The organism is Pseudomonas sp. P20, from assembly GCF_016463925.1.
In the GTDB taxonomy this organism is placed as follows: domain Bacteria; phylum Pseudomonadota; class Gammaproteobacteria; order Pseudomonadales; family Pseudomonadaceae; genus Pseudomonas; species Pseudomonas aeruginosa.
Window position 1 is genome coordinate 1 of record NZ_JAEMVM010000015.1, and the last position, 14,080, is coordinate 14,080.

Genomic DNA, 14,080 nt, shown 5'->3' on the forward strand with positions numbered 1-14,080 from the left:
CGATTCGGCCAATGACGAATGGCTGGAGTGGGCGCCCAGGATCGCCCTGAGGAGCGGGGCCCGTTGATGTCGCATCGCACCGCGGCAGCATGAATCCATTCGATCAACCCAGAAGGAGAACGCCGATGTCCAGGCGCTTGCTTTTCGTGGCCACCCTGGTCGCGACCCTTTCCCTTGCCGCTCATGCCGACGAACCCCTGCCATCGGTCGAGCAGGTGATGAACGAGCACAAGGAAAAGATCAGGAACCAGCTGGAAACCATCAACTACAAGCGCAAACGGATGGTCGAGGCAAACATGGCGCTGGACGGCACCGAAGCCGAGACGTTCTGGCCGATCTATTCACGCTACCGAGGCGAGACGGACAGCCTGCACAAGGAGACATTCCAGCTCCTGCTCGAATATGCCCGCGCCTATGGTTCCGGCAGCATTACCGACGCGGAAGCTTCGAGGATGGTCGACCTCTATCGGGGATTGCAGGAGAAACAGCTGGCCGTGCTGCACCGGTACGTGCAGGAAGTGGCCGAGAAGATGTCACCTCGGCGGGCCATGCGCTTCCTGCAGATCGAAGCGCAACTGGACGCGCTGGAGGCGTTGCAGATCGGCAAGCAGGTTCCGCTGATCAATTGAGTTTCACGGCACCGGCCGCGTCCATGCCTGGGCGAGTTCCGCATCGCCCAGGCGCATCGTTTTGCTCAGCGTGCCGAACGAAGCCGCCGCCACAGCGTGGTCCGGCTGATCCCGAGCCGACGCGCAGCCTCGTCAAGGCTGCCCTGGCAGCTGTCCAGCGTCTCCTGTATGTAGCGCAACTGCGCGGTTTTGCCGATGGCGTGCAAATCCTTTGTGCGCGATGGCTCTTTCCGGGACCTGGGCTGAGGCTGGCCTTCGAATAGCTCGGGCAGCACGCGAGCCAGGTAATGCTCATCCACGCCGTGCTCATGGAAGATTTCGCTGGCGGAGAGCATCGCCCGTTCGATGACATTCTCCAGTTCCCTGACGTTTCCGGGCCAGGAATGGCGGACGAGGTAGGGTAGCAGGAGCGTCGTTATGCCTGCGGCACCCGGTGGCTGGCCCTGGACCAGCAGGCGCTGGCTGATTCCCTGGCAAATCAGAGGAATGTCCTCGGGCCGCTCGCGCAGGGGCGTGGTCTGCAAGCGCAGGATATTCAGCCGGTAATACAGGTCGGTGCGAAACTCGCGATCCTTCATGGCGGCCCCCAGGTCCTTGTGGGTGGCGGCGACGATGCGCACGTCGATGGAGATCGGCTCGGTGCCGCCCAGGCGCAAGACCTCTCGCTCCTGCAATACACGAAGGAGGCGAGTCTGCAGCGACACAGGCATGTCGCCGATCTCGTCGAGGAACAGCGTGCCACGGTGAGCCGCCTCGAACAGGCCGGGCTTGCCGCCTTTGCGCGAACCGCTGAAGGCGCCTTCCTCGTAGCCGAACAGTTCGCTTTCCAGTAGCGACTCGGGAAACGCCGCGCAGTTGATGGCGACGAAAGGCCCGTGCCGGCGAGGGCTCTCGTTATGGATCCCTTGGGCGAGCAGTTCCTTGCCGGTGCCGCTTTCGCCAGTGATCAGGATGGTCGAATGGCTGGCGGCAAAGCGCTTGGCCAGTTGCAACATCTCACGGTTGGCCTTGCTCGCGCCGTTGAGTTGTTCGAGCCGGTAACGCGCGGTGAAGGCACCTGGACGGCGAGTGGAGCGGATGCGTTGATCCGCGCGCTGCACGGCGGTGATGTCCTGGCAGGTGAGCACCAGGCCGGTACGCTCGCCATTCTCCAGGATCGGCAGGAGATTGCTGACCACGGCGTGCGAGCCCAGCCGGATCACCCGGTTTTCCTCGCCACCGCCATCCTCTAGCGCCTGCTGCAGGTCAAGCTCCGGGCATAGCTGCTGTAACGGTCGACCCAGAGCCGAGCTGACCGGCAACTCCAGCAACTGGGCAAGGGCAGGGTTGAGCGATTGCACCACACCCTGGTTGTCGACCGCTGCCACACCGCTTGGAATGTGTTGCAGCACCGCGTCCAGATGCCGCCGCTTGGCGATCTCCAGGCGCTGGCTGTCGAGGACTCCCATGGCTTCCTCGAGCGCCTTGCGCGCAGTGTCTTCGCTCAGCGACAGCACGCCGTGCAGGCCTGCCTGTTCCGCCAGCTCCACCACCGTCGACGAACCGATGATGCTGCGGCAACCCAGCCGGGCTACCTCCAGGACAGCCTGGCGAGCCTCTTCCAGGGTGGTGTAGGCGACCTGGTGAACCTGCACCGTGAACAGCGTTCGCATGGCTTGCAGGTCCCGGTCGATGCGGTTGTAGCTGAGCAGGGCGACATGGGAGGAGTGTTCGCGGGCTTGCTCCAGCGCACGCAACAGGTCTCCGCCGCCAACGCGCATCGTCAGAACCGGACGTGCCAGGTGTCTACGCAGGTAGGCGGCAGTGGCGCCAGCACAGACGAACACGTCGGCCTTGCCGCGCTGTTCGAGATCGCGGGCGGTTTGCAGGGCTTCGGATACCGAGGTGTCGAGCACCTCGATATGGACGTCCGGGTAGCCCGCCGCCAGGCCGGCCACCAGGCTGGCGAGGCGACTGCGCTGCCGAGGTCGTTGAAGGTGACTGACCAGCACGACGACCTGGGAAAGGGGAGGACGCATGTCGAGACCTGTTCAGGATTGAATTGTTTCGATACTGAATCAGTTCGTTGCAAAAGTGAAACCCGGATTGCTTCGTCGAGCGCCATGGAAAAACCTGGCGCCAGAGAGCGCGCGGGTTACAGGCATATCCCGAAAATTGGCCCAGGCGTTGCTAAAGCTGTCTGACAACATGACTACAGGCAGGCCCTACAACCCCATGAGCACTCCTCCTACGACCGTACGGGACGGCGAGACATTCGTGGCCCCGGACGACCAGCCACTGGTCGAGTTCATCCGCGAGCACGCCGCAGCGAAGCGGGTGGTCATCCAGGCACGCCAGCGCCTGAGCGGCGGCGCCATCCAGGAAAACTGGCTGCTGGACCTGCTGATCGAAGGCGGCCCCTGGGCTGGCGCCCGGCGTTGGGTGCTGCGCAGCGACGCGCTTTCCGCGCTACCCGCCAGCCTTGACCGCGAACAGGAGTTCGAGGTGCTGCAAGTGGTTCATCAGGCCGGTGTGAAAGTACCGCGCCCGCTGTGGCTGTGCCGCGATATGCGCGTGCATGGGCGGGTGTTCTTCCTGATGGAGTACGTGCCGGGTGTCGCCGCCGGTCGCTTGCTCAGCGCTGGCGCCGGCACCCAGGGCCAGGCGCAGCTGGCGGCGCAGCTTGGCGCCAACCTGGCGCGCCTGCATCAGGTTCGCCCGCCGTGCGCCGCGCTGGATTTCCTGCCGATGCCAACCCGCTCACCGGCCTTGGCGACCATCGACGCCTATCGCCACTACCTCGACACCCTCGCCGATGCCTATCCGGTGCTGGAGTGGGGCCTGCGCTGGTGCGAGCTGCACGCACCGCGCAACAGCATCCTGTGTCTGTTGCACCGTGACTACCGCACCGGCAACTACCTGGCCAGCGAACAGGGACTCGAAGCCGTACTCGACTGGGAGTTCACCGGCTGGGGCGACCCGTGCGAGGACCTCGGCTGGTTCACCGCCCGCTGCTGGCGCTTCACCCGCCCAGACCTCGAGGCCGGCGGTATCGGCCAACTGGAGGACTTCCTGGGGGGCTACCACGAGGTGTCTCCGCTGCGTATCGAGCGCAGCCAACTGCACTACTGGCAGGTCATGGCCACCCTGCGCTGGGCGGTGATCGCCCTGCAGCAAGGCCAGCGCCACCTGTCCGGCGAAGAGCCGTCCATTGAGCTGGCACTGACCGCACGACTGCTGCCGGAGCTTGAGCTCGACATCCTGCACATGACCGGAGCCGAAGCGCCATGACCCAGCCCGATGCCCATGAACTGCTCGACATCGCTCGCTCGACGCTTCTGGAGCAACTGCTGCCAGCGCTGCCCGGCGAGCTGCGTTACCCGGCCCTGATGATCGCCAATGCCATGGCCATCGCAGCCCGCGAAAGCCGCCTGGGGGCTCTGGCCGAGGACCAGGAGCGGACACGTCTGGCCGCCTTGGTCGACGAGGCGCCCGCAGCCTTGCCCGACCTGCGCCGCCAACTGGCACGGGCCATTCGCCTGGGCAGCCATGACGCCCCGCAAAACCATAGAACCCTGGTCGAGACATTGCGCCAGGTCACCCTCGCCCGATTGGCCATCAGCAATCCCAAGGCCTTGCCCTGAACGGCGTCAGCCATCTCATTCCCGACAGACAAGCACCCAGAAGGACAACCATGAACTTCACCCTCCCGGACGAACTGCTCGCCTTGCAGACCAAGACCCGAGACTTCATCGCCGAACAGGTCATCCCGCTCGAGAACGACCCCCGCCAGGACAGCCACGGCCCCAGCGACGCCCTGCGCCAGGACCTGGTGGCCCGCGCCCGCGCGGCCGGCTTGCTGACGCCCCACGCCAGCCGCGAAATGGGTGGCCTGGCGCTGAGCCACGTGGCCAAGGCGATCGTCTTCGAAGAGGCCGGCTACTCGCCGCTGGGCCCGGTGGCGCTGAACATCCATGCCCCGGACGAAGGCAACATCCACCTGATGGACGTGGTCGCCACCGAGGCGCAGAAAGACCGCTGGTTGCGCCCGCTGGTCCAGGGCCATGCCCGTTCCTGCTTCGCCATGACCGAGCCTGCGCCAGGCTCCGGCTCGGACCCTTCGATGCTGCGCACCACCGCCACCCGCGATGGCGACGACTACCTGATCAATGGCCGCAAGTGGCTGATCACCGGCGCAGAAGGCGCCGACTTCGGCATCGTCATGGCGCGCATGGAGGATGGTACGGCGACCATGTTCCTGACCGACATGAAACGCGACGGCATCATCCATGAGCGTCAGCTGGACTCGCTGGACAGCTGCTTCACCGGTGGCCACGGGCAGCTGCGTTTCGACAACCTGCGTATTCCGGCGAGCGATGTGCTCGGCGAGATCGGCAAGGGGTTCCGGTATGCCCAGGTGCGCCTGGCGCCGGCGCGGCTTACCCACTGCATGCGCTGGCTGGGCGCCGCGCGTCGCGCCCACGACATCGCCTGCGACTATGCGCGCACCCGCGACGCCTTCGGCAAGCCGCTGGGCGAGCACCAGGGTGTGGGCTTCATGCTGGCCGACAACATGATGGACCTGCACGTGGTGCGCCTGGCGGTGTGGCACTGCGCCTGGATGCTCGACCAGGGCCGGCGGGCCAATGTCGACTCCAGCATGGCCAAGGTGATCAGCGCCGAGGCGTTGTGGCGGGTGGTCGATCGTTGCGTCCAGGTACTGGGCGGGCGCGGGGTGACCGGAGACACCGTGGTGGAGCGGATCTTCCGCGACATTCGCCCGTTCCGCATCTATGACGGCCCGAGCGAGGTGCACCGCATGAGCCTGGCGAAGAAACTGCTCGACCAGCGCCTGGAGGCCCGCTGATGCAGCCGAACCTGACCCGACTGTTCGCCCTCGACGGGCGCCGCGCCCTGGTGACCGGAGCCTCCAGCGGCCTGGGCCGCCACTTCGCCATGACCCTGGCCGCCGCAGGCGCCGAGGTGGTGGTGACTGCCAGGCGCCAGGCGCCGCTGCAGGCACTGGTGGAGGCCATCGAGGTGGCGGGAGGGCGGGCGCAGGCCTTTGCCCTCGATGTGACCTGCCGTGAGGATATCTGCCGGGTGCTCGATGCCGCCGGCCCGCTGGATGTGCTGGTCAACAATGCGGGGGTGAGCGACAGCCAGCCCTTGCTGGCCTGCGACGATCAAAGCTGGGACCGCGTGCTCGACACCAACCTCAAGGGCGCCTGGGCGGTGGCCCAGGAAAGCGCCAGGCGCATGGTCGCGGCGGGGAAGGGCGGCAGCCTGATCAATGTCACTTCGATCCTCGCCAGCCGTGTGGCCGGCGCCGTCGGCCCCTACCTGGCGGCCAAGGCCGGCCTGGCCCACCTGACCCGCGCCATGGCGCTGGAGTTGGCGCGCCATGGCATCCGGGTGAACGCCCTGGCGCCCGGCTACGTGATGACCGACCTGAACGAGGCCTTCCTGGCCAGCGAGGCCGGCGACAAGTTGCGCTCGCGTATCCCCAGCCGCCGCTTCAGCGTGCCGGCGGACCTGGACGGCGCCTTGCTGCTACTCGCCAGCGATGCCGGGCGGGCCATGAGCGGCGCCGAGATCGTGGTCGATGGCGGCCACCTGTGCAGCAGCCTGTAACGCGCCCTGGCGCAATAACAACAAGAACAGGAGGTATGTATGTGCGTGCAAGACCCGAGCAATGTGTCGATGAGGTGGCTGCCATGATGGTTCCGACCCTCGAGCACGAGCTTGCTCCCAACGAAGCCAACCATGTCCCGCTGTCGCCGCTGTCGTTCCTCAAGCGTGCCGCGCAGGTGTACCCGCAGCGCGATGCGGTGGTCTATGGCGCAAGGCGCTACAGCTACCGCCAGTTGCACGAGCGCAGTTGCGCCCTGGCCAGTGCCCTGGAGCGGGTCGGCGTACAAGCGGGCGAGCGGGTGGCGATACTGGCGCCGAATATCCCGGAAATGCTCGAGGCCCACTATGGCGTACCCGGTGCCGGGGCGGTGCTGGTATGCATCAACATTCGCCTGGAGGCACGCAGCATCGCCTTCATCCTGCGCCACTGCGCGGCCAGGGTGCTGATCTGCGACCGTGAGTTCGGTGCCGTGGCCCAGCAGGCGCTGGCCATGCTCGATGCGCCGCCCTTGCTGGTGGGCATCGACGATGATCAGGCCGAGCGCGCCGACCTCGCCCACGACCTGGACTATGAGGCGTTTCTGGCCCAGGGCGACCCGGGGCGGCCGCTGAGTGCGCCGCAGAACGAATGGCAGTCGATCGCCATCAACTACACCTCCGGCACCACGGGGGATCCCAAGGGCGTGGTCCTGCATCACCGCGGCGCCTACCTCAACGCCTGCGCCGGCGCGCTGATCTTCCAGTTGGGGCCGCGCAGCGTCTACCTGTGGACCTTGCCGATGTTCCACTGCAACGGCTGGAGCCATACCTGGGCGGTGACGCTGTCCGGTGGCACGCACGTATGCCTGCGCAAGGTCCAGCCAGATGCGATCCACGCCGCCATTGCCGAGCATGCGGTGACCCACCTGAGCGCCGCGCCGGTGGTGATGTCGATGCTGATCCATGCCGAGCATGCCAGCGTCCCTGCCGTGCCGGTATCGGTGATCACCGGCGGCGCCGCGCCGCCCAGCGCGGTCATCGCCGCCATGGAAGCACGCGGCTTCAGCATCACCCACGCCTACGGCATGACCGAAAGCTACGGCCCCAGCACCCTGTGCCTGTGGCAGCCGGGGGTCGACGAATTGCCGCTGGAGGCCCGGGCCCAGTTCATGAGCCGCCAGGGCGTCGCCCACCCGATGCTCGAGGAGGCCACGGTGCTGGATACCGACACCGGCCGTCCGGTCCCGGCCGACGGCCGCACCCTTGGCGAACTGGTAGTGCGGGGCAACACCGTGATGAAAGGCTACCTGCACAACCCCGAGGCCACCCGTGCCGCGTTGGCCGACGGCTGGCTGCACACCGGCGACCTGGCCGTGCTGCACCCGGACGGCTACGTGGAAATCAAGGACCGGGCCAAGGACATCATCATTTCCGGCGGCGAGAACATCAGTTCACTGGAGATCGAGGAAGTGCTCTACCAGCACCCCGAGGTGGTCGAGGCCGCGGTGGTGGCGCGCCCGGATTCGCGCTGGGGCGAGACACCCCACGCGTTCGTCGCCTTGCGGGCGGATGCCTTACCCAGAACCACGGGTGACGATCTGGTCCGCTGGTGCCGCGAGCGCCTGGCGCACTTCAAGGCACCGCGGCATGTGACGCTTACCGAACTGCCCAAGACCGCCACCGGCAAGATCCAGAAGTTCGTCCTGCGCGAGTGGGCCCGGCAGGAGGAGGAGGCCGGCGACGCCGGCCGCTGATGGCGCTGCCGCACCCGCACATTCCATAACAATAACTAGGTTGCCCGAGGTGTCCCATGTCCAGCCTGCTATACGCACGTATCCGCGCCAGTGCCCGGTTCCAGCAACTGGTGGCGCGCCGAAACCGTTTCACCCTGAGCCTGCTCCTGCTGATCCTGGCCACGTTCCACGGCTACATCGCGCTGGTATCGTTCTGCCCCGAGGTGATTGCCAGGCGTCTGGCGCAGGGCTCGAACATGACCTTCGGCGTCGCGGCCGGCGTGTTCCTGTTCGTGTTCTTCTGTGCCTTGTCGGCGCTCTATGTGTACCGCGCCAACGGCGAATTCGATCGCCTGACCCAGGCTCTGGTCGCTGGGCTGGAAGAGGAGCAGGGCGCATGAAGAAGCTCCTTCCCCTGGCGTTGTCGCTGCACTCCGGCCTGCTGTTGGCCTCGCCCGCGTTGGACGCTGGCCAGCGCCAGCCGCTCAACCTGCATGCCATCGGCATGTTCATGGTGTTCGTGCTGTTCACCCTGTGCATCACCTGGTGGGCGGCACGACGGACCCATTCGACGGCGGATTTCTATAGCGCCGGTGGCGGTATCCGGGGCTGGCAGAACGGCCTGGCGCTGGCCGGCGACTACATGTCCGCCTCCACGCTGCTGGGAATCACCGCGCTCATCTACAGCTCCGGGATGGATGGCTACATCTATCTCATCGCCTTCTTCGCGGGCTGGCCGGTACTGCTGCTATTGATGACCGAGCAGCTGCGCAACCTGGGCCGCTTCACCTTCGCCGACATCACCTCGTACCGTCTCGACCAGGGCAAGGTGCGCACCATGGCCGCCATCGGATCGCTGACCGTGGTGTGTTTCTACCTGGTGGCGCAGATGGTCGGGGCCGGGCAGTTGATCAGGCTGCTGTTCGGCCTGGACTACCAGATCGCCCTGGTGATCGTCGGTGCGCTGATGATGCTGTATGTGACCTTCGGCGGTATGGTGGCAACCACCTGGGTGCAGATCGTCAAGGCATTCCTGCTGCTGGTCGGCGGCTCGCTGGTGCTGTTCCTGGCGATGCGCGAATTCGACTTCAGCTATGACAGGCTGGTCAGCCAGGCGATGGATAGCCATGCCCTGGGCGAACGCCTGCTGGCCCCTGGTGGCTTGCTGGCCGACCCGTTGACCGCGCTATCGCTGAGCCTGGGGCTGGTGTTCGGCACCGCCGGGCTGCCGCACATCCTGATGCGTTTCTTCACCGTCGGCGATGCCCGGGAGGCGCGCAAGTCGGTGCTCTACGCCACCGGGTTCATCGGCTACTTCTTCAATGTCATTTTCCTGCTGGGCCTGGCGTCGATCGTGATCGTCAGCCAGCAGCCCCGGTTCTTCGAGGGCGGGGAAGCGGGAGGCAAGCTGCTGGGCGGGGGCAACATGGTGGTCATGCACCTGGCCCAGGCAGTGGGAGGCAACCTGCTGCTGGGCTTCCTCTCCGCCGTGACCTTCGCCACCATCCTGGCCGTGGTGTCAGGCCTGGCCCTGGCCGGGGCGTCCGCCATCGCCCATGACCTGTATGCGCGGGTGATCATGAAGGGCGCGGCCAGCGAGGCGCAGGAGCTGCGGGTAACCAAGCTGGCAACCCTGGGCCTTGGCTTGGTGGCGATAGCCCTGGGCATCGTGTTCGAGAACATCAACGTGGCCTTCATGGTCGCCCTGGCCTTTGGCATCGCCGCTTCGGCCAACTTCCCGGTGCTGTTCCTGTCGATGTTCTGGTCGGGGCTGACCACCCGTGGCGCGTTGGCCGGTGGCTACGTCGGGTTGCTCAGCGCCATGGGCTTCGTGGTTTTCTCCAGGCTGGTGTGGGTGGATGTGTTGCACTTCGCCGAGCCGCTGTTCCCCTATACCCAGCCTGCGCTGTTCTCCATGCCGTTGGCGTTCCTGGTGGCGTATGGCGTTTCCCGCCTGGACCGGACCAAGCGGGCCATGGCGGAAAGGGCAGCCTTCGCCGACCAGTACGTACGAGGCCAGACCGGCCTTGGCGCCAGCGGAGCCATAGACCACTGAGGCGCACACGGTCGCTGTCGAACGGGTGGCAGCGACCGCATGGCAGGCTTTGAGGCTGTCTGTCGCCCGAGGCCTGGCTAGTGCCCCCGGAAGATGTCTCCGATACCGACGGTGGGGTAGTGCTCCATGCGCTGAGCCGTCCCGCGGTTGACGACGGAAGGCTTCGAAAACAGTGCACTCAGGAAGATGACCAGTACAAGGACAGCCAGTAGAAAACCGAATCGGCGCATATGATTCTCCAGCGATTTTTTATAGTTGTTGTCTTCGGGCGCTATCCACGCGGACCTTAGAAGCGCAGCGCAGTCACTGTCCCGCCGCGCTTGCGGTGTCGCATTCGCGGGCGAACAGGCGGGTGACGGCTACGATGTCCTGGTCGCCATAGCCCATGGCTGCCGCGCGTTGCACGGCCTGGCACAGCGCGTCGAAGACCGGCGTCCAGGCCCCTTGTGCGTGCAGGGCTCCGGCGATATGGGCGAAGGCCTGGGCATGCACATCGAGCCTCGCCTGATCGCCTGCGAAATCCTGCGCTTCCAGCCGACGGACCGCTTCCTCGAGTGCATCGGCGACGAAAAAGCGCGACGTGTCGAGCATGAGCCGAGCGGTCTTCGAAGGCGGCAGGCCGAAGTGGACACCAGCCCCCACGGCCTCGAAGAAAGCCACCATCGCGGCAAACGCATGCGCGTGGAGCACGGTGGCGAAGGCCAATGCTTCGTCCCAGGGGAGGAACGTCGTATGGCCGGCAAGCCCCTCAAGCAGCGCCCGATGCCGTTCGAAGGCCTCAGGATCACCGGTATGAATGCTGTGGCTTTCGCGACGACCAACGTTGCGCGGGTAGGCCACGATCATCCCTTTGACGTAATGGCCGCCCGCGCGGTTGACGAGACTCTGAAGCGCCAGGCCCTCGTCCCGGGCGTTGGTCGTGTAATCGACGATCGTACGGTTGGCCAGCGCCTGCATCACACCTGGCATCCCGAGCACCTCGTGGGTCGCCTGGTTGTCCAGGAGCACGAAGATCGTGGCCGGGCTTGCAGCCAGCGCGGCTTCGGCGCTCTCGCACAGGTGAGCGCCAGCGGCGACGAGCGCCGCGGCCTTGCCGGGTGAGCGGTTCCAGATCGCCACGCGCCTGCCTTGCCTGAGCAACGCTTGGGCCATGATGGTTCCCATGGCTCCGAGCCCGATCACGGACACTTCGAACTCGAAGCTTTCATCATTGTGTTCACGCACGCTCGAGGTCTCCTGATTATTGTTCTGGCTGATGTCCAACAGGTCTCCGGCCTGCGCTTCAACACAGGCCGAAGGGTGACCCTGGCAGCTATTCGCCCAGCGCTGCCGCGACCGATTCGCCGAAGGCCCTGAGGCCGTCTTCGAGTTGGTCGGTCGGAGTGTTCAGCGGTGGCATCAGCTTGATGATTTCGCCATTCGGGCCGCAGCGGTCGACCAGCACGCCCGCTTGCAGCACGCGCTGCTGGGCGTCCTTGGCGACCTCGACGTTGCCGCGGCCGAAATCGATGCCGGCGATCATGCCGCGACAACGCGCGGACGCGACGCCTGGAATTTCCGCAAAGCCGGCAACTGCGCGCTCCATGGCCGCGCAGTTGCCGGCCAGCAATTTCAGGAACTGCTCATCGTGCCAATAGCTGAGCGCGATGCGGGCGGTCAGGAACGCCAACTGGTTGCCGCGGAAGGTGCCGATGTGATCGCCCGGTTGCCATACATCCAGCCCGGCACGAAGCAACACGATCGCCATCGGCAGGCCGAAGCCGCCGATCGATTTGGCGCAGGTGATCAGGTCCGGCACCACCCCGGAGCGCTCGAAGCCGAAGAAGTCGCCGGTGCGGCCGCAACCGGCCTGGATCTCGTCGCAGATAAGCAGCACGCCGTGGTCGGTGGTCCACTTGCGCAAGCGTTGCAGCCATTGGTTGGAAGCCGGGTAGACGCCGGCCTGGATCTGCACCGACTCGACGATCACCGCCGCCGGCAGCTCCGAGCCGCTGCCCTGGTCGTTGGCCAGGCGCCCGAGGAAGCCAATGCTGTCGAATTCGCCATAGGGGCTGTCTTCGTAGGGCACGAACACCACGTCGGTGGAAAGCCCAGGGCCACGGCGAGTGCGGTTGCCGGTGACGGCCAGGGCGCCGGCGGTCATGCCGTGGTAAGCCCCGTAGAACGATACGACCTTGGTACGCCCGGTCGCCTTGCGCGCCAGCTTCAACGCCGCCTCGACGGCGTCGGCACCGGTCGGGCCGGTGAACTGGACCTTGTAGTCCCAGCCGCGTGGCTTGAACAGGTCGCGCTCGATCGCTTCCAGGAACTGGCGCTTGGTGGTGGTGTGCAGGTCGAGGGCGTGGGTCACGCCGTTGGCCGACAGATACGCGATCAGCGCATCGCGCATGCGCGGGTCGTTGTGGCCATAGTTCAGGGCGCCGGCGCCGGCGAAGAAGTCCAGGTATTCGCGGCCATCTTCGCCGCGGATCCTGCTGCCTTGGGCGGTATCGAACACCAGGGGCAAGTCGCGGCAGTACATCCGCACGTTGGACTCGAGCCTTTCGAACGTCTCGATGTTGTTCATGCAAACCTCTTGAAAAATGATCTGGGTAGTCCGGGGTGTGGGCGGTCAGTGCTTGAACATCACGTGGCGCACCACGGTGTAGTCTTCCAGGCCGTACATCGACAGGTCCTTGCCGTAGCCGGACAGCTTGACCCCGCCGTGGGGCATTTCGCTGACCAGCATGAAGTGGGTGTTGACCCAGGTGCAGCCGTATTGCAGGCGGGCGGCCAGGCGATGAGCGCGCCCCACATCGGCGGTCCATACCGAAGACGCCAGGCCGTAGTCGGAGTCGTTCGCCCAAGCCAGCGCCTGGGCTTCATCCTCGAACGACGAGACGGTCACCACCGGGCCGAAGATCTCGCGGCGCACCACCTCATCCTCCTGCGTAGCGCCGGCCAGGACCGTCGGCTCGAAGAAGAAGCCGGCACCCTCGGCGCGCTTGCCGCCGGTGACCACTTCGATGTGCGGCAACTCCCTGGCCCGGTTCACGAACCCCTCGACACGCTCCAGATGCTCCTTGGTGATCAGCGGTCCCATCTCGGTCGCCGGATCGTCCGGCAGCCCGCACCGGATGCTGGATACGGCCTCGCCGAGCTTGCGAACGAACTCCTGGTAGACCCCTTTCTGCACATAGAGGCGGCACGCGGCGGTACAGTCCTGGCCGGCGTTGTAGAAGCCGAAGGCGCGGATGCCTTCGACGGCGGCGTCGATGTCGGCATCGTCGAAGATCAGTACAGGAGCCTTGCCCCCCAACTCCATGTGCATGCGTTTCACGCTCTCGGCCGTACCTTCGATGATCCGGCTGCCGGTGCGCACGGAGCCGGTCAGCGACACCATGCGCACCTGGGCATGGCTGGTCAGCGGCTCACCCACCGAGGCACCTCGACCGTGGACGATGTTGACCACGCCGGCGGGGAAGATCTCGGCAAGCAGCTCGCCCAGTTTCAAGGTACTCAGCGGCGTGTGCTCCGACGGTTTCAGCACCACGGTGTTGCCGCCGGCCAATGCCGGGCCGAGTTTCCACGCTGCCATCAACAACGGATAGTTCCACGGCGCGATGGAGGCGACCACGCCCACCGCGTCGCGGCGGATCATCGAGGTATGCCCCGCGACGTACTCTCCCGCCGCCGAGCCCTGCAGGCAGCGCACGGCGCCGGCGAAGAAACGGAACACGTCCGATACGGCGGGCAGTTCGTCCAGCAGCACGGCGTTGAAAGGCTTGCCGCAGTTGTCCGCCTCCAGGCGAGCGAACACGTGCGCCTGGGCATCGATGCGCTCGGCAAGCTTGAGCAGCAGGGCCGCGCGATCCTTGGGCGGCGTTTGCGACCAGGCGTCGAAGGCCGCATCCGCGCTCTGCACCGCGGCATGGACCTGGGCGCCGCTGGCCTCGGTAATTCGCACCAGGACGTTGCCTTGGGACGGGTTGTACACCGCGTGGCTCTCGCCTTCGCCGGCCACCAGGGCACCATTGATCAGAAGTTTGGTTTGCATATCGATTCTCGCCATTGAAGGGCAGGCTCGAAGC

12 protein-coding genes are annotated in these 14,080 nt (G+C 65.9%); 8 read left to right on the forward strand and 4 right to left on the reverse strand.

Annotated features, from left to right (window positions below):
* Positions 1–146 precede the first annotated feature (146 nt).
* Positions 147–629 carry a transcriptional regulator gene (locus JHD77_RS20270; RefSeq protein ID WP_223309047.1) on the forward strand — a complete coding sequence of 161 codons (483 nt, stop codon included), beginning with the start codon at positions 147–149 and terminating at the stop codon, positions 627–629.
* Positions 630–694: 65 nt separating this feature from the next.
* Here JHD77_RS20270 and JHD77_RS20275 read toward each other — a convergent pair whose 3' ends face one another.
* On the reverse strand, positions 695–2,647 hold the full coding sequence (locus JHD77_RS20275) for a sigma-54-dependent Fis family transcriptional regulator (protein WP_003144202.1): 1,953 nt from the start codon (positions 2,645–2,647) through the stop codon (positions 695–697).
* Between the two features lie 196 nt (positions 2,648–2,843).
* Here JHD77_RS20275 and JHD77_RS20280 point away from each other — a divergent pair, with 196 nt between their 5' ends.
* The 7 genes from JHD77_RS20280 (at position 2,844) to JHD77_RS20310 (ending at position 10,010) form a co-directional block, all read left to right on the forward strand.
* Entirely contained in the window at positions 2,844–3,899 is a 1,056-nt protein-coding gene (locus tag JHD77_RS20280) for a phosphotransferase family protein (protein ID WP_052155812.1), read from the forward strand.
* Positions 3,896–4,252 (forward strand): DUF6285 domain-containing protein, encoded by a 357-nt coding sequence (locus tag JHD77_RS20285; protein ID WP_003089151.1) that lies wholly within the window; start codon positions 3,896–3,898, stop codon positions 4,250–4,252. Before JHD77_RS20280 ends, JHD77_RS20285 begins: the two co-directional genes overlap by 4 nt.
* Before the next feature lie 50 nt (positions 4,253–4,302).
* Entirely contained in the window at positions 4,303–5,475 is a 1,173-nt protein-coding gene (locus JHD77_RS20290) for an acyl-CoA dehydrogenase family protein (protein ID WP_034022849.1), read from the forward strand.
* Positions 5,475–6,242 carry an SDR family NAD(P)-dependent oxidoreductase gene (locus JHD77_RS20295; RefSeq protein ID WP_003123438.1) on the forward strand — a complete coding sequence of 256 codons (768 nt, stop codon included), beginning with the start codon at positions 5,475–5,477 and terminating at the stop codon, positions 6,240–6,242. Before JHD77_RS20290 ends, JHD77_RS20295 begins: the two co-directional genes overlap by 1 nt.
* An 86-nt stretch (positions 6,243–6,328) precedes the next feature.
* The gene (locus JHD77_RS20300) at positions 6,329–7,975 is read left to right on the forward strand and encodes an acyl-CoA synthetase (RefSeq protein ID WP_011666659.1); all 1,647 of its coding nucleotides are present in this window, start codon (positions 6,329–6,331) and stop codon (positions 7,973–7,975) included.
* Positions 7,976–8,031: 56 nt separating this feature from the next.
* A complete protein-coding gene (locus JHD77_RS20305) occupies positions 8,032–8,355 on the forward strand; it encodes a DUF485 domain-containing protein (protein ID WP_012614186.1) in 324 nt (107 codons plus the stop codon).
* Positions 8,352–10,010, forward strand: a complete 1,659-nt coding sequence (locus tag JHD77_RS20310) for a cation acetate symporter (RefSeq protein WP_034022851.1) — start codon at positions 8,352–8,354, stop codon at positions 10,008–10,010. The genes JHD77_RS20305 and JHD77_RS20310 overlap by 4 nt, the downstream gene beginning before the upstream one ends.
* A 303-nt stretch (positions 10,011–10,313) precedes the next feature.
* On the opposite strand, the gene JHD77_RS20315 is transcribed toward JHD77_RS20310, so the two are convergent.
* The 3 genes from JHD77_RS20315 to JHD77_RS20325 all read right to left on the reverse strand — a co-directional run bounded on the left by JHD77_RS20315 (position 10,314) and on the right by JHD77_RS20325 (position 14,046).
* Positions 10,314–11,234 carry an NAD(P)-dependent oxidoreductase gene (locus tag JHD77_RS20315; RefSeq protein ID WP_003122778.1) on the reverse strand — a complete coding sequence of 307 codons (921 nt, stop codon included), beginning with the start codon at positions 11,232–11,234 and terminating at the stop codon, positions 10,314–10,316.
* 88 nt (positions 11,235–11,322) lie between these two features.
* Positions 11,323–12,576 carry an aspartate aminotransferase family protein gene (locus JHD77_RS20320; RefSeq protein WP_017001518.1) on the reverse strand — a complete coding sequence of 418 codons (1,254 nt, stop codon included), beginning with the start codon at positions 12,574–12,576 and terminating at the stop codon, positions 11,323–11,325.
* Between the two features lie 45 nt (positions 12,577–12,621).
* A complete protein-coding gene (locus JHD77_RS20325) occupies positions 12,622–14,046 on the reverse strand; it encodes a gamma-aminobutyraldehyde dehydrogenase (protein ID WP_009876410.1) in 1,425 nt (474 codons plus the stop codon).
* Positions 14,047–14,080 lie beyond the last annotated feature (34 nt).

Coding starts and splice junctions, on each gene's coding strand:
- JHD77_RS20305 (WP_012614186.1), top strand. CDS start 8,032: ATGTCCAGCCTGCTATACGCACGTATCCGCGCCAGTGCCCGGTTCCAG.
- JHD77_RS20290 (WP_034022849.1), top strand. CDS start 4,303: ATGAACTTCACCCTCCCGGACGAACTGCTCGCCTTGCAGACCAAGACC.
- JHD77_RS20285 (WP_003089151.1), top strand. CDS start 3,896: ATGACCCAGCCCGATGCCCATGAACTGCTCGACATCGCTCGCTCGACG.
- JHD77_RS20300 (WP_011666659.1), top strand. CDS start 6,329: ATGGTTCCGACCCTCGAGCACGAGCTTGCTCCCAACGAAGCCAACCAT.
- JHD77_RS20280 (WP_052155812.1), top strand. CDS start 2,844: ATGAGCACTCCTCCTACGACCGTACGGGACGGCGAGACATTCGTGGCC.
- JHD77_RS20275 (WP_003144202.1), bottom strand. CDS start 2,647: ATGCGTCCTCCCCTTTCCCAGGTCGTCGTGCTGGTCAGTCACCTTCAA.
- JHD77_RS20320 (WP_017001518.1), bottom strand. CDS start 12,576: ATGAACAACATCGAGACGTTCGAAAGGCTCGAGTCCAACGTGCGGATG.
- JHD77_RS20325 (WP_009876410.1), bottom strand. CDS start 14,046: ATGCAAACCAAACTTCTGATCAATGGTGCCCTGGTGGCCGGCGAAGGC.
- JHD77_RS20310 (WP_034022851.1), top strand. CDS start 8,352: ATGAAGAAGCTCCTTCCCCTGGCGTTGTCGCTGCACTCCGGCCTGCTG.
- JHD77_RS20295 (WP_003123438.1), top strand. CDS start 5,475: ATGCAGCCGAACCTGACCCGACTGTTCGCCCTCGACGGGCGCCGCGCC.